This is a genomic window from Trichocoleus sp. DQ-U1 (genome assembly GCF_039961925.1).
GTDB lineage: Bacteria > Cyanobacteriota > Cyanobacteriia > Cyanobacteriales > FACHB-T130 > FACHB-T130.
The window spans coordinates 1-15,726 of sequence record NZ_JAMPKB010000100.1; the positions used below are offsets into that span (position 1 = coordinate 1).

Consider the following 15,726-nt stretch of genomic DNA (forward strand, 5'->3'; position numbering starts at 1 on the left):
CTTCTCCATCAATTTCTATCCACAATCACCAACTCCTCTCTCGGCTTGCAACTTCTCTCCTCAACCTACTTCAGGGTTTCTGAGTCTACAAATGCTTATCCCGAACTGAGGTTAATATAGATGGCGATACCCGCTCCGCACACTCTCTGCGGTCAGAAGCTGCATTCTGAGTAAAAATTTATCGATTTTCTGCACAGTTCAAACTCCTGATTAAACAACCAGCGCGAAAAGCACAGCGATCGCCCTAAGACTTCTAGAGCGATCGCGCTGGTTGAAAGTTCCAATTCGATACGAGGGATGCAGGTAAAAAAGGAGCGCCACCACATCCCGATGCAACAACTTCTTAGTGAGGTAGCTTGCTCAACTCAAACCAAGTGCGAGAAGCGACAATTCCATCCGCTACCAAGCCACGGGAGCTTTGGAAGCTTTTCACAGTATTCTGGGTAATTGACCCAAATATACCATCGGGAATCAACTGTAGGACTTTCTGAAGGGTTTTCACTGCTTCACCACGGCTACCTAGTCTCAGTTCCGGCATATCAACGGGGGCACCAGAGTAAAGAGCTTGCCACGTCTTAGCGCCAACAATCCCATCTTCTACTAGAAAGACGCGGTGTTGAAAAGCTTTCACGGCATTTTCGACGGGGAGGTCAAACACATCATCGAAAGGAGTGGCATAATAGCCCCAATGAGCGAGTAGTTGTTGGAGTTCTACCACTGCGCGATCGCGGGAACCTCTACGCAGAACTGGCTTTTTAATCGCATTGGTAGCAGCGGCTTGAGGAGTCATGGCTTCAAATTGATTGGTTGATTGCATGATGAATTTTCCTGGGAAGTGTTGTTTCTACAGTTCCAATCTACTGATGGCAGCCCCGCTTCCCCTTCGCCCTGCTAGGTGTATTTAAACTCACCTTAACCGCTCACCCATTCGTATGAAGCAATACCCACTCGCCCGCTGCTACACGATTCGCTCATTCTGGTGAATTGACCAGTTGTAAAATCTGCACGGGTGTCAATTCCTGTACATTGCTGAAAATCGCAGCAGCACCAGCAGCCTTGAGAGCATTTGCATAAGCATCCCTTTGTTGCTGGTTTTCCTGAACGTGGGGTGGCAAAATGCCCACTGCAATCCAACGACGGTCAGGGTGGAGCGATTCTCCTTGGGAGACGCTAAGCGATCGCGCCTTTTCAATCGTGTAAATATCGGCAACCGTATCTCCCACATAAATAACCGGGGTTGAGGGGGGAACCGACGATCTTTCTTCCATCGCTTGTACTGCCGCAAACAGCCCTGTTGGGTCAGGTTTACCCGGAGCATCTTCCATCGCAATGAGCAACGGCGACTTTAAACCCAAGCGTTGCTCTAAGACATAATTAGCCGATCCACGGGTAGCACCACTAAAAAAGCCCCAGGGAATTCCAGCCGCTGTCAATTGCTCTAGATAGCTCGGCTGTAATAGCAGCGGTTCATGGCAGATATAACCCGTCCAATGGTGAGGATCTGGCCCTCGATACCGCGATTGGAAAAAAGCAACCAAAACGTCATAATCAAGGCTTAGCTGCGATCTTTTCTGTCCAGCGCTTTCAAAGTAACGATATACCAACTCTTGGGATGCCTCCCAATCGTTATTCCACATCCCTTCCAACTTCAGATGGTCAATTTCCTCTGGGGTTGGTCGGTAAGCACCCTCTGTAAACTGCTCCACAGTATCAGCCAGCGCCCGTCGGTAAGATCCCCCAACATCTCGCACCACACCGTCAATATCGAAAACGACTAAACTTAGGCAACTAGATTCTTGAACCACTGCAAAGCACCTCCCAATCCCAATTAAAATATCCGATGAGCAAACACATAGCTATCCACGATCGCCTAGGTGTAAAATAATCGTTTGTAGAGTATTCAACAAGCCTGGGACTTCCCTGGAGGTGTGATTGTCGAGGTTTATTTTAAAGGTTCTCTGGCTGGAAGAGAACGTCGCACTAGCAGTTGACCAAGTAGTAGGCAAAGGCACCAGCCCCCTGACATCTTACTTTTTCTGGCCTCGGAACGATGCTTGGGAACAGCTAAAAAATGAGTTGGAAGCCAAGCATTGGATTACCGATCAAGAGCGCGTCGCGTTGCTCAACAAAGCGACAGAAGTGATTAACTACTGGCAAGAAGAAGGCAAACGCCGTTCTATGTCTGATGCTCAGGCAAAATTTCCAGAAGTCGCCTTCACGGGTAGTGCTTAAGAATTCTCCTGTGCATCTGCCAGAGTTTAATGCTTTTGTCCTGCTGCCAAAGCACTTCGGAGTTGAGCAAGAGAGATAAGCTAACCTTTATGTGACTAAAGAGGGTAGCAATTTCTTTTCTAGGGCTAAACTGTCCTGCTTAGCAACTGGCGATCGCTCATTTTTGCAAAGGACGTATTGTTCCTGTCACCCTGAAGCGGTGGGACAATCGGTATGTCGCTAACACAATCCGAACATAGAAAAACCCGTTTTCTGAGAAGAAAACGGGTTTTTCTATGACTACCTCTATACCAATCTCTAGAATCTTGCAATTGGCGCTATTCTTGCCGATAGCTAATCGGTTTTTGTGCCGATTTACCATTTGCCGCGGCTACACTGGTGCGTCCGGTAATACTGCGGAAATAAATGCCCCCAATAGTCAGCAAAAACAGCAGGTAACTGACTGCTTGAACGACGTAGAGCTTATCGGTATATCCGAACAAGGCGCTAAAAAGTAGGCCAGGAAACTTGTCATCGGGAAAAATTTGGGTCGTATTCCAAACGATTGGTCCCAAAATACAAGAGGGATTTTTAGCAAACCGTTCGTAGTAGAAACACAAAGCTTCTGACTTCCGATCCATTTGAGCTAATGTAGCGATCGCTGAGTCAAAATGGCTCAACGAGGATACGACTAAACCTGCAACAACTAGGATCAATAAAACGCCCATCACCTGGAAAAATAGGCGGATATTAATCCGAATTCCCCACTTGAATAAAGCAACACCAATCCCAGCAGCAACTCCTAAGCCAGCCAAGGCACCCAAAGCTGGAATTAAACCTTGTTGAAATTTGGCAAGGATAAAGAGAACAGTTTCAAAACCTTCCCGCAGAACTGCGATGAAAATTAGGCTGAAAATACCCCAACCCGAACCCCCTTTTTGCCTCAGAGCCGATGTAACGGCTCCTTCGACAGATGCTTTCATCGAGCGTGCCTGTTGAGTCATCCAGATGAGCATCCAGCTGAGCATCGCGATCGCGATTACACTGAATACACCCTCCAGAAGTGGCTCCAGGACGGGTGCAAAGGGTTGATTGGATTTCGAGAGCGCTTGAGCTATCCAGGCTAACAGAACGCCGACTACGGCACTGGCGGCAAGCCCAGCCCCAACACCCGCATAAACCCAAGGATTCAGGGAACTCTGCTTGGCTTTTTTCAAGCAAGCCAGCACGATCCCCACAACGAGGGCGGCTTCAACGCCTTCGCGGAGGGTGATCGCAAAGGTAGGTAGCGCAGAACTAAAATCCATGACGATTGGTAATTGGTAGTAAGCAATTGGGAAAAAAAGTTGTAGAGGCAAGAGTTTATCTCATCTGAGTTTTGAGTTTTGAGCGATCGCGGTTATTGCACCAGTGAGGTACGCCAAAATTCACGATTATCAAGCTTTTCAGGTTTGAGAATGTACCTCACATAATCGAGAACCGCAATTAGAACTTTCTTCTAGCTCAAAGCTCAACATTTAAAACTCAAAACTCTGCTTACCTATTACCCATTAGCTAAAGTCACGCAACATCTTTTTGATTTCTATGGTGTGCATTTCTTCAGTGCCAATCATCGTGCGGGCAAATTCTTCCAAGTAAATGCTGGCATCTGCAACCGTGTCTAGCAAGGTTTTATAGAGGTCTAGCGCTTTCTTTTCATGATTGAAGCTTTCCCGCAAAATGTCCTGCACCGAATGTTTATAAGTCTCCTCAATGGGAGCAATTCGTAGGCTAGGATGTCCCTCTAAACCTGTCAGAATTTCTCCCGCTTGTTGGGCATGGGTCAAAGACTCAGTTGCCTGCAATTTGAAAAATTCCACAATCGGAATTCGATTGGGGCCAATTACCATCAAGGAATAGTGGGTATAACGCACCACTCCTGCCAGCTCAAATTCCATGATGGTGTTCAGCAGGTCAATAGTCTTTTTTTGGTCAAGCTCTTTCATGCTTTCGGTGATGTCCTAGATTGGTTAACTCTTCGCGATCGCAGTTTGAGCGTTCTTCTCAATTGTCTTGATTAGCTGGTTTACTTCCTCCGGAGTCTTTACGGGTGCAGCCGGGGGAATGGCGGAGGGCCAAGCAGTTTTCAACTGGGTCATGCTGTCTGCGATCGCTTTGTGGGCTTCCGGATTTTCTTTAACCATTTTATCGGCGATCCCTTTATACAAAGTGTCGGCGTAGTTAACAAACCCCCGCGAGTCTTGATACTCAATCGCAGCGGAGATTTTGCCGTTAGCGATCGCGGCTCTATATTCTGCATTCGCCGCATCCAGCAACCCGTTGATCGTCTGTAGCACAAATTTTGGAGACTGGCGTTGGGTTTCGGGTAAAGCCTGAATTGCCGCGTCAACAGCCTGTGTGGACTGAGTGAAACTTGTTTTCACGCTAGCATCCTTGGGTTTGGACTTTATTAAATCTTGCAGGCCAATCAAAGTTGTCTTAAATTCTTTAACGTTGCGTTCCTTGAGTTGGTCTTCCACATCCACGTAAATTTCTTCTACCGGGTGCCCAATGTGAGGTTCCGCTTGGTCGGGTTTTTGTTGATCCAGAAGTTCTCTAGCAACCAAGAGATGACCCTTCATCAAGCCTAACTTGGTCATATAATCAACGTCTTTGGCTTCGCCAGTTAGCACCACATCCTGAATCGTGACCATGTCTTTCACTTGGTCATATTGCTCCTGGCTAATTACTTTTTTGGTAACTAATTCCTCAGGACTGCCGTAGGGACGACTTGCTTGAATTTTATTAGACAGTGCTGGAATGCCTAATTTTGCTTCTAATTTGTCTAACTCGGAGAGAATAGCCGTGTTAATGTTGATTTGCTTACCACTACTGTGATTGTGAGCAGCCGTTTCTGTGGTACTTGCAGGGGAAGAAGCTGCGGTCGAGGGACTCGCTGCTGGGGATGCGGTGTTGTCGGTGGTTGGGGCATTCCCACAGCTGGTGAGAGCGATTAAACCAGCGATCGCCACGGTATAAGATAAAGACCGAAAAGAAGGCATCATTGAAGAGTTTTGAGACATTTTTTTATTCAGATTCCGGGGTTTATTATCTAGTAGTTGCAAAACTATATCAACTACTTTTTGCGAAAATTTCTACTAAGCAGAACCCATTACTTCAAACTGACCCATACAACCGTGTTCTGCCATCTCATCCTGATGGGGATGAAACATATATTTCCCCGGGTACCGGAAGGAAAATTCTAGGATATGCCGCTCAGCGGTACCCATCGTGATGACATCTGTTTCTTCGCTGGGAGTTAGAGTACGCCCAGTGCGATACACCTGAAACATATTGGCGTGCAGGTGAAACGTCGCCGCTACATCGAACTCAATCATGTTCAGAACGTATAGGCGAATCAGTTGATTCTGGTAAATCGGGATCGGGTGCATCATGTAATAGTCAGGCAGACCATTAAAGGCATAAAGTTCATTTTTCCGATCCTCATCGATGTCATAGCCAGCCATCATCAGCACCATCTCATCCGCCGGGGGACGGCTTTCTGGAGGGTCGATGATAAACATTCCATACAGCCCTTTGCTAATATGCCGCGTCACCGGCTCCGTATGGCAGTGGTACAGATGCACACCAAAGGGTTCTGCGTCAAACTCATAAATTGTTGCGGCTCCGTGGCGCACCGGACGCACTCCATCCATCTCAGAACGGTGGAAGCCATGAAAGTGCATTGAATGGGAATGTCCGCCTTGATTGAGGAAAAGAACGCGAATGCGATCGCCTTCTTTTGCCCGTAATGTTGGCCCCGGTACGCGATTGTTGAAAGTCCAGGTGTTAAAAGAAACCGCACTATTGAGCTGTAGCATGGAATTCTCCGCAACAATCCGAAATTCCCGGATTGTCCGTCCATTTTCCTGCTTAATCGTGCCATAATCAAAATCCCGCAACACCCTCATTGGGTTTAAGCCACTCGGATCGGCGGGTGTATCGCTGGCAACTGGTGGTACTCTTGCTGGGAGCGTTCGTTTTTTATTGAGAGCGGGTAAAGCCAAGCGTAAAGCATTACCTCCGGCTAACGCTGCACCAGTCACACCGACTCCTGCTAATCCGAGTGCCAGCAGTTTGCGGCGGCTCAAAGGTTTTCCTTGTTGTAGTAATAGTAGTGGGTTCTTCGGCATGACACGATCGACGGTTCGCGCCGATCAATTGAGGAAAGTTTGTAAATAATTCCAGAAGAGTATAAAACCCTGTTCATTTATTGTCAATTATTCTCAATAAGTAAATCAAGATAAACGTTAGTAAAATTGCTTGCCTAGTTTTGACAGTGCATACATAGCATTAAGGCGTCGTGCGACTTTCATCGCCGTTTTTTCGATAGTGAGGTTCGGTAATCGTCGTGAGGGCGAATTTTTCTGCGTCCTTTGCGGTTAAAACAATCAAGTCCAAGCGCGGAAGAAAGTATTATCCTCCCAAGCAGCAGCAGTGCGTTGCTCAATTTCTGCGATCGCTCTCTCAGCAAGTGGTTGGAATGCCTGGGCTACCTTGACATTTGACTCTAACTGTGTAGGATTTTCAGCGGCGATGACTGCACAATGTACACCTGGGACTGACAGCGAATATCCTAACGCTTGATGCATTCCCTCCAACACTCCCGGCTTAAATAGACGCCCATAAGCTGGCACTTTCATGGCAATGACGCCCACCTTTTTCTCCTGCGCCAAGGGTAGCACTGCGGGGATAAACGGGCGGGGATGGTGTTTATCGGCAGCATTTACGGGAATAAGTGTCGTATCAAAGGCATAGCGGCGCAAGCCTTCAGCAATGATTGCCGGTTCGTGGTGCCCGGTGATGCCAACGAAACGCACTAGCTTTTGCTGTTTTGCCTCTTCCAAAGCCTGAATTGCACCGTTGCGCCCAAAAATTTCGTCTAGTTCTGGCTCAAAAGAGACATGATGGAGTTGCCATAGGTCAAGGTAATCTGTATTCAGACGTTTAAGAGTGCGCTCCAACTCCCGCCAAGCCCCATCTCGGTCGCGGATAGCTGTCTTACTGCTCAGGAACAACCTACTTCGATGTGCAGGTAGAACTTTTCCTAGATAATCTTCACTAGGGCCATAGCTTGCCCCTGTATCAAAGTGACGAATGCCAAGAGCTAAAGCTTTTTCAACGAGCGCGATCGCTTTCTCTTCCGAATTTTCCCAGGATAATGGTGTCTGTCCAGCACCCCCTAAACCGAGAATTGGGAGACGCACCCCAGTACTTCCCAATTCCCGTTCTGGCATGGTCGCTGTCACCAGGGTTGGAGATGACTCCGCAGGCGTCCGCTCTTCTTTCAACGCCGCAGTGCCGACAATCCCTCCTGCTACAGCTATGCTAGTGGCTAAGAAAGCACGGCGCGTTGTTTTCGGTGTCATGGTGATTTTATAGAGTAGTGCTTCTACTCTTTGTTTTAGCAGCGATTCCTGCTTGCGATCGCAATGATTCTGGTTGTTTCATCGGATGCGATCGCTACTGAAATTTCAACGAAGGAACACTCTGGCTGAAATAAAACAAATCTTCTCTCTCTTCATGTTAGAAAGCATCTGACAATGAAGAATGGGGGAGAAGGTTAAGTGGTGTGAAGAGTAAAGATGTGCAAAATCTTAAAGAATCCTCAGTGGGTAAGCTCAGCAGTTTTAGGAGCAATCCTGGTTGTCGGTGGGAAAGCGATCGCGTCTGAAATTCCGACAACGCCAGAAAATCCCGTTCCTGTTGACACTCCAGAAGTTGTCATGCCCGTCGATGACCCCCCGGAGTCATCATCCAGCGTTTTAGAACAAATTGATGGCTACGCTCAGCCAGACTCGGCGCAGGAAGACTCTGTTGATGACCGCATGAACCAAGTCACCAACGTTTCCCAGCTAAAGGATGTTCAACCAGGTGACTGGGCGTATGAGGCGCTACGGTCTTTAGTAGAGCGATATGGGGTCATTGCTGGCTATCCCGATGGCACCTTTCGGGGCAATCGAGCCTTGAGCCGCGATGAATTCGCTGCTGCCCTAAATCTTGCCCTCAACCGAATTAGCCAGGTACTGCCTGTGGCGAACGGAGACGCCATTGCTAAAGAAGACTTAGTGATATTGGAGCGTTTAAAAGAAGAATATACCCTTGAACTCGCCTTGCTGCGCGGGAAAGTCGATGAACTAACAGCGCGGACTGAGGAACTGAAACTGATTGGATTTTCCACCACGACCAAACTTGCTGGGGAAGCGATTTTTGGGGTTGCAGGCGTTGCAACTGGGGAAAATGCTGATGGCAAGCCGATCGATGACGTGGCAATCTTTGGGCATCGGACGCGCCTAAACTTAGAAACTAGCTTTACAGGTCGAGATATCCTGAGAACTCGACTGCAAGCTGAAGGATTGGGTTCGCTTTCCGAACGTACCCTTACCCCAGAAGGCGACCTGTCTTTTACGGGCGATACTAGCAGTGATGTCGTGATTGATGAGCTGCTTTACCAGTTCCCCGTCGGCAAGAATACAGAAGTCGTGGTTGCTGCCAATGCCGCTGATGCAGAAAACTTTACGAATACCGTCAACCCTTACCTGGATGGCGACGGTGGCAGCGGTGCCTTATCTCGCTTCGGAACCCGTCCTTCCATTTACTACCTGGTTGAGGGGGCAGGTATTGGGATTCGGCACGCTTTCAACGAAAAACTAGAACTGAGCTTAGGCTATTTAGCCGGGGACGCTGATACTCCGGAATCTGGAAACGGATTGTTCAATGGTTCTTATGGGGCACTAGCGCAAGTATTATTTAAACCCAGCGATCGCGCCAGCATTGGATTAACTTATGTTCACGCTTATAAAAATGACCTGCAAACTGGCAGCAATGACGCCAAGCTGAATAATCAGTTAAATCCGTTAGGGTTTCCAGTGGTTAGCAATTCCTACGGTGTAGAAGCCTCTTTTCAGATTAGTCCCCGGTTTGTCGTCGGAGGATGGGTTGGCTACACGGCGGCGAGGGCGATCGCCCTGGGAGATGCCAACATCTGGAACTGGGCTTTAACGTTGGCATTTCCTGACTTGGGAAAAACCGGCAATTTGGCAGGTGTGATTGTTGGCATGGAGCCAAAGGTGACAAATCGGGCTAATAGCCTTAGCCAGTTGGGCATTCAGGATTCAGATACTTCATTGCACCTAGAAGCGTTCTATCAGTACCAGGTGACGGATAACATCGCGATAACACCGGGGATTATCTGGCTCACTGCTCCCGATCATAATGCGGCTAATGACGATCTGGTGATTGGCACCATCCGAACAACGTTTACTTTTTAAAAGTCTGAAGTCATTAGTCATCCGTCCTTAGTTGAGGAGTCGCAACTAAGGACGAATGACTAATGATGAATCTCCAGATTCAGGATATAGCTCCCCAACTGGACTTTTTCCGACCATAATTCATATTCCAGCCGCAGATGTTCTGGCAAGAGACGCCCTTCTAGAGTCAAACTTTTGGTAAAGTTTCGCAGACGCACCTGTCCATGCGCGGCTAAGGACTCGCTATGTAACCAATAGCGGCTAAGACCATAAATTCCTCGTTCCCAGAGATGGCGATAACTCAACTTGCCGTTTCCCTGCATGGTCATGATCACCCTAGAAGGGGAAATTTCCAACCACAAAAGTCTGGGAGTTTCTGGCGGTTGGTCTTTAGCAACAGTGGGCGCTTCATCAGAGCGTTCCCAATCCCGGATTTCTGGTTCCGTGAGCAGCAGATGAAAGCGCTGTTTGTCTTTTTGATATAAGGTAGCAGCGGTTTCAATGGTAGACCAAACCGGCATATCAGTAGATACAAGTGATAGGCAGACAGGTCTGCGGTGATGGGTCAGCATGGAATGTGAGGAGATAGAAATTAAAGACTACTATTGTTCTAGCAGCTCTAGCTGACGCGATCGGGCTTTTCACTAAAATTACGTCCCGATTGGTCGCGTCCCGCGATCGCGGGACGGCAAATTATTGCCGCATACCCTGGCTGCTTACCCAGCCACTAGCCTAACGCGATCGCGCTCCTCCTGCCCCAAAACTCCGAAATTGCCTGTCTTAACTCCCCGCTCAAATTTTTTTCGTTTAGGTGTTGACAAAAGCTTTTCAATTGGCTAAATTAATAAAAGTGCAACGGAGCAGGCCCCCATCGTCTAGAGGCCTAGGACACCTCCCTTTCACGGAGGCGACGGGGATTCGAATTCCCCTGGGGGTATCAAAAGGCAAAAAGCAAGAAGTTTTTCTTGCCTTTTGCCTTTTTAATTTAAGGGAATAAATTCTCATCGTTACTAGATGAGAAAAGAACGAACGGCTAACAGCTATTTTTCAGTGAGTTTGTCTATTTTTTCTTTCAAGCCTAAATTGAATAAAGAGCGTAGCAACACCAAGAACCATAGACCTGATAAACCAAAAATAGCGATCGCCCAACTACTATAGGAAGGTAGCGCCAGCAGCACTGCCGCCGACAGGAGGGTAAAACCTGTTAAACAAGCATAAATTAGGCTTTTTAGGGCTAAGTTAATCCGTTTGAGGATGCGATCGCTTTCAAGGGTTCGCACCCGCAGTTGTAACTCTCCCTGTTCAATTCGTTCTTCTAAGCGCCGGATTAAAATTTCCGAAGTTTTTGGCTGTCGCAATTTATAACCAATAAAATTCTTGGCTTGTCGGGCAAGTTCCCCGATTAAATTTCCTTTGGCTTGAGAGACAGTGATACTTTTAATAAAGGGTTGAGCCGCTGCTACTGGATTATATTCAGGATCGAGTGTCCTAGCGATCCCATCGAGTGTAGTTAAAGCCTTCAAAATAAACGTCATCTGGGCAGGCAAGCGAAAGGGTTGCTGCTCAAACATGGCATAAACTTCGGTACTCATTTCACTAAAAGCTTTGACATCAATCGGTTTTTCAGTGAACTTATCTAAGATAAAAGTTAATAACCTTCGTACCGGAGTCATATCCGCGACAGGCACCACTAAACCCATATCAATTAAGGTATCTAATACCTCGTCTGTATCCTTTTTTAGGACAGCAAAAAATGTTCTGATCATTTGATCTTTGGCAATAGACTTCAGTTCTGCCATCATGCCAAAGTCATAAAAAATTAAGCTGCCATCCTGGCTCACTGCCATATTTCCAGGGTGAGGATCTGCTTGAAAAAAACCATCTTGTAAGAGTTGTTTTAAATAACAACAGATTCCAAGTTGGTTGATTCTTTTCGGGTCTAACCCACAGGCTTCAATAGTTTTGCGATCGCTTACTTTGATTCCAGGTAAATATTCTACAGTTAAAATTTTTGTGGTTGTGTAACGCCAGTAAACTTTCGGAATCAAAATCCGGGGATAACCGAGGAAATTGGCAGCAAAACGTTCGGCATTTTTACCTTCTTGAATATAATCAATCTCTTGATAAAGAAGATTAAAGAATTCGCTATAAATTGCTTCTAATTCATATTTTCTTGTCCAAGGCATATAGCGCCGCGAAAAACGGACAAGCCTACCCAAAGCTTGAAAATCTAATTTAAATAACCTTTCTAATCCCGGACGTTGTACTTTGACAACGACATCTTCACCCGTATGCAGCCGTGCTTTGTGGACTTGCCCTAAACTAGCCGCAGCAATCGGAAAACGATCGAATTCCCGATACAGAGCATGAATTGAATTACCAAGTTCCGATTCAATCAGCGCGACTGCTTGCTCGGCACTAAATTCCGGAACCCGATCCTGTAGCTGCCCCAACGCTTCTACATATTCTAGAGGCAGCAAATCTGCGCGGGTAGATAATGCCTGCCCAATCTTAATAAAAGTGGGACCTAAATCTAGTAAAGTTTCAACTAACCACTGTGCCCGTCGCTTTTTATGTAAAGGGGAAGTATTTCTAAAGATATTATCCCACCATAAATAAAACACCCACTCTGCTGCTGCTCCAAAAATGTCTAGTTGACGAGCAAGGGCAGTATATTTCGTTCGTTGCCAACGTAGGGGTTTTAGTGGAGCTTTTGCGAGCATATCATCCCTTAATAAAGTCAAGAGTCAGAATCGGGGTGCTTGGCAGGTAAGCCCTTACAAGAATTAGTAAGCCGTGAAATCTCGAAGCAAGCCAGTCTGAACTGCTACAAGAACAGAAGAGAGGAATTCACCACTTTTCCCCTATTTTCAGAATATGCAAGTTAAACGTGCAACAGCTTATAAATTCTCAGATTTGGCGTCTGATTGTCTAGTTTCTGGCTTCAGACTTGAGTGCTGTCAAAAGACTGAGGCAAGGTGAGAGTGAAGCAGGTTTCGCAAGCGTGAGTATCTTCAGTAGAACAACTAGAGACAGCGATCGCACCATTGAGGTGCTGTACTAAAGACTTTACCAGAGCTAGACCCAACCCAGTGCCTTGAATTGCTTGTTCGGTGATGCCTTTACCCCGGCGGAATTTATCAAAGATATACCCCATTTCTGCTGGCGAGATGCCAGGACCATTGTTGCTCAAGTAAAGAACAATCTGATTCCCTTGCGGATTAATCTCGTGAGTAGCACGCAAATGAACGGTAGAATCTGGCTCAGAATATTTGCCAGCATTGGTCAAAAGCTCATGCAGTATGCGATTGAGGCTATCCGTGTCAGTCTGAAGCATTAGCGATCGCTTGGGGAACTCTACGGCTAGCGTTAATCCTTTATCCACCCATTTCTGCTCAAACGGCTCAACTAACTCTTGAATAACCTGCTTGAGGTCTATCTTTTGCAGATGAATTGAAGATTTCTTCGACTCCAGTTTCTGGAGAGCGAGCAAGTCCGCGATCAAATCAATTTCTCGAGTACACTGCTCATCCAGCATTTGCAGATACTTAGCACGACTTTCTGGCGACTGTTCGGCTTGACGTAACATCCGAATCGCTAGCTTCATCGTGGTGAGCGGTGTGTTCAACTCATGGCTCAGGTTGCTGATGAATTCATCCTTCACTTGATTGAGTTGCCGCAACTGATCGAGTTGTTGGCGAGTTTTTTCGTACAACTTTGCCTGCACTTCCATACTGCCTTGCAGCTGGGCGGTACGCTCCTCGACAAGAGCTTGCACTTGGCGTAATGATTGCGTTTGAATGATTGCTGTACTCGCCTGAGCGCTGACTAATTTTACTAACTCTAATTCCTCAGATTGCCAGGAACGAGGCTGATGATGCTGTAGCACCAGGAACCCTAACACGGTACCTTGGCTTTCCAGGGGAACCATCAGCAGAGCAGGCATGGCTTCTTTAAACAGGTCGGAGGATTGGCTGGCAGAGGTGTCTGCTGGGTTGCTGGTAGCGAGATCCGCTTGATTCGCGATCGCCAATAGCTCAGGCGACTGCATGAAGACTTGTTGGCACCAGTGACACTCCGATAGAGCAAAAGAATGGTTTAACCAAGAAGGTAAAACAGAAGCGGTTGTTTCTTTAATTGCTGGTTGTTCGCTGTTGCTTTGGGAAGACCATTCGCAAACTACCGTAACTTTCGCTTTAGGAATCTGCTTTAAAGAACGGTTTTTCAACGGGGGAGCGACGTATTTCAACAGTAGAATAAAGCCACGGTGAACTTGGAAAGCTTGAGCTGTACCGGCAAGCGCGAGTTGGAGAATCTGATTCACGTCTTTGCCTGCTCGAATTGCCAAGGTCAGCTGGTTGATCAGGATTTGGTATTGGGCGGCGATACGCACCTGTCGCTGGAGTTGGACTTGAGAAATGGCGATCGCAACTGAGTCTGACACAGCTTTCAGCAATTCTTTTTCAATCTCTGTCCAATCGCCGGGTTGCGATCGCCCGACGACAATCACCCCATTTGCTGAAGATTGAAATTGGGTTTGAATTCCCAGCACGGCACGTACCGGATCTTCCCAGGCACGTCCAGTTTCAATTGCCTGAGTATCCGAAATCGCTACAGGTTGGCGATCGCTTAGGATCTCTTCTAGCACGGCATTTTCTTGCATCCATCCTTTCGAGGACAGAGGACGCACGCTCTTAAACTCAACGGTTCCCGCCTCCGCCACGTTGGATGTTTTGTTAGACCCTGAAAATGCCTCTGCATACCAAAAAGCAGCCTGTGGCGTCGCCTGATGGCTCGCGATCGCTTTTATAAAACAAGCGTCTGCCTGCAAACTCCTTCCCACCACCTCCGCAATTTTGGGCAATACCGCTTCCGGAGCTGAGCTTGTCAGAAGGATTTGAGTAATCTGTTGCCCTAAGTGAATGCAGCGATCGCTGGGGTAATGCATGAGTGCGCCCTTGTATTCCTCTATAAAACCCGGTTCAACTGGACTGGGCATCGGTGAAGTGAGAGGCTCTACCATCAGGGTTGCAGCTGTTTGCAGCTCTTTGACAGCCGCCAGCTCTTCCTGAGCCGCTTTACTAACGCTAGCGTGCCGCTTTGCGACCAACTCTTGGGACATCCGCGTTGCGATCGCAGTGGCTGCATCCATATCCGCTTGTGCATCATTCATCTTAGCCGAGCTTCATTAGGAGGACATCAAGGCAGGGGTTAAAAGACACTCTGCTGGATAGAGGGAGAGGCGTTGGCACGGCAGCAATAAAAACAGTCGTTTGTCGGGAGCAATCCGCTGTCAATCTTTTACAACCATGACTGGGGCAACCAGATTTCACCCTCACTCTTCTATAGACTAGGGTTCCCAGATTTTTTAGATTTCTACCAGTTCAAATGCCTAATTTCTAGAAGTGGTAACCAGTACCTCTGTGGCTAACCGTTTCAACGACTCAGCCTGCCCCAGGATTTTTTCTTCCAGCAGCACGCGCGACTCTTGCGTCACCTGACCAGACATGGCAGCTTGTTGTAGGCTCATAAAAGCTTTCAGATCCTCTGAGCCATATTTGCCTTGGAGCATCTCCCGGAGCAGCTCTTCTGCTTCCACTGTCAAAAAACCAGTACTGAGAGCTTGTTGAACCACTTCTCGAATTAGAATCATCGTGCACCTCCTAGACGACTTGCTCAGCAAGGTCAGTATCCAATTTATCCAGTTGCCATCAGGTGACGCTAATCTTTCTGTCTAAGTGACCCTGTCGGCAATGACTTTATGATGTATACATCCTGATTCTTGTGATTTCCAGTTAGGGCTTTTGTGATTGAAATCACTGAAATATCTACTAAAACCTGAATGCCAAATTGGCTTTTTCTTAAATAAAGCTCAATGGCAGACTTGCTCTAAATCACAGTGACGTAACTTCTTTTCTCCCCTTCCTCCGTAAGCGTTTCATCCCTAAAACAAGAGGAGTCAGGAGAAGTTGGCGTAGCGCTAGCGCAGTCTTGCCAGTCTAATGTCAGGTAGTCGGCAGAAAAACCATTGGAGCAACGAGAAGCTCATTTTTTGAATAAAACGGGGTTCTCACTAAAGAAGTGATTTTCAGCGGTTTTTCTAGGGAACAACCTAGGGCGTGTCATCAATTCAACCAGATGACCGTAGCAGCGAGGTGAATCGCACCGAGAAAGTTAACCGCACGCTTGTCGTAGCGCGTTGCAATCGCTCGATACTGCTTGAGTT

13 protein-coding genes, 1 tRNA gene and 1 pseudogene are annotated in these 15,726 nt (G+C 47.2%); 3 read left to right on the plus strand and 12 right to left on the minus strand.

The features are described 5' to 3' along the window. Positions 1-343 precede the first annotated feature (343 nt). Together NDI34_RS25045 and NDI34_RS25050 are read right to left on the minus strand one after the other, a co-directional pair. Positions 344-817, minus strand: a complete 474-nt coding sequence (locus NDI34_RS25045) for a peptidoglycan-binding protein (protein ID WP_242029116.1) — start codon at positions 815-817, stop codon at positions 344-346. Between the two features lie 154 nt (positions 818-971). After that, positions 972-1,805, minus strand: coding sequence for a TIGR01548 family HAD-type hydrolase (locus NDI34_RS25050; protein WP_190432677.1), 834 nt, complete (start codon positions 1,803-1,805; stop codon positions 972-974). 127 nt (positions 1,806-1,932) lie between these two features. Between NDI34_RS25050 and NDI34_RS25055 the strand changes: the two genes are divergently transcribed. Then, complete coding sequence (locus NDI34_RS25055) at positions 1,933-2,232, plus strand: 30S ribosomal protein PSRP-3 (protein WP_190410816.1); 300 nt, start codon at positions 1,933-1,935, stop codon at positions 2,230-2,232. A 317-nt stretch (positions 2,233-2,549) separates the two neighbouring features. Here NDI34_RS25055 and NDI34_RS25060 read toward each other — a convergent pair whose 3' ends face one another. The 5 genes from NDI34_RS25060 to NDI34_RS25080 all read right to left on the minus strand — a co-directional run bounded on the left by NDI34_RS25060 (position 2,550) and on the right by NDI34_RS25080 (position 7,619). Then, positions 2,550-3,518, minus strand: coding sequence for an FTR1 family protein (locus NDI34_RS25060; RefSeq protein WP_190429405.1), 969 nt, complete (start codon positions 3,516-3,518; stop codon positions 2,550-2,552). A 243-nt stretch (positions 3,519-3,761) separates the two neighbouring features. Further along, the gene (locus tag NDI34_RS25065) at positions 3,762-4,196 is read right to left on the minus strand and encodes a ferritin-like domain-containing protein (protein WP_190410818.1); all 435 of its coding nucleotides are present in this window, start codon (positions 4,194-4,196) and stop codon (positions 3,762-3,764) included. A gap of 24 nt (positions 4,197-4,220) precedes the next feature. Next, positions 4,221-5,252: a helix-hairpin-helix domain-containing protein gene (locus tag NDI34_RS25070; RefSeq protein ID WP_190985512.1), complete on the minus strand. Its 1,032-nt coding sequence runs from the start codon at positions 5,250-5,252 to the stop codon at positions 4,221-4,223. Positions 5,253-5,348: 96 nt separating this feature from the next. Continuing rightward, complete coding sequence (locus NDI34_RS25075) at positions 5,349-6,383, minus strand: multicopper oxidase domain-containing protein (protein WP_348234151.1); 1,035 nt, start codon at positions 6,381-6,383, stop codon at positions 5,349-5,351. Positions 6,384-6,641: 258 nt separating this feature from the next. Further along, positions 6,642-7,619 (minus strand): aldo/keto reductase, encoded by a 978-nt coding sequence (locus NDI34_RS25080; protein ID WP_348234152.1) that lies wholly within the window; start codon positions 7,617-7,619, stop codon positions 6,642-6,644. Between the two features lie 216 nt (positions 7,620-7,835). Here NDI34_RS25080 and NDI34_RS25085 point away from each other — a divergent pair, with 216 nt between their 5' ends. Next, positions 7,836-9,521 (plus strand): iron uptake porin, encoded by a 1,686-nt coding sequence (locus tag NDI34_RS25085; RefSeq protein ID WP_348234153.1) that lies wholly within the window; start codon positions 7,836-7,838, stop codon positions 9,519-9,521. A 59-nt stretch (positions 9,522-9,580) separates the two neighbouring features. Here NDI34_RS25085 and NDI34_RS25090 read toward each other — a convergent pair whose 3' ends face one another. Beyond that, on the minus strand, positions 9,581-10,072 hold the full coding sequence (locus NDI34_RS25090) for a hypothetical protein (protein ID WP_190532895.1): 492 nt from the start codon (positions 10,070-10,072) through the stop codon (positions 9,581-9,583). Between the two features lie 292 nt (positions 10,073-10,364). Here NDI34_RS25090 and NDI34_RS25095 point away from each other — a divergent pair. After that, positions 10,365-10,437, plus strand: a tRNA-Glu gene (locus tag NDI34_RS25095). Positions 10,438-10,540: 103 nt separating this feature from the next. Here the strand turns inward: NDI34_RS25095 and NDI34_RS25100 are convergent. From NDI34_RS25100 to NDI34_RS25115, 4 genes and pseudogenes are all read right to left on the minus strand, one after another. Next, positions 10,541-12,223, minus strand: coding sequence for an AarF/ABC1/UbiB kinase family protein (locus NDI34_RS25100; RefSeq protein WP_348234154.1), 1,683 nt, complete (start codon positions 12,221-12,223; stop codon positions 10,541-10,543). 221 nt (positions 12,224-12,444) lie between these two features. Next, positions 12,445-14,673: a GAF domain-containing protein gene (locus NDI34_RS25105; protein WP_348234155.1), complete on the minus strand. Its 2,229-nt coding sequence runs from the start codon at positions 14,671-14,673 to the stop codon at positions 12,445-12,447. A 219-nt stretch (positions 14,674-14,892) separates the two neighbouring features. Beyond that, entirely contained in the window at positions 14,893-15,153 is a 261-nt protein-coding gene (locus tag NDI34_RS25110) for a hypothetical protein (protein ID WP_190429651.1), read from the minus strand. A 472-nt stretch (positions 15,154-15,625) separates the two neighbouring features. Continuing rightward, positions 15,626-15,726, minus strand: a pseudogene (locus NDI34_RS25115) (IS5/IS1182 family transposase); the annotation flags it as partial.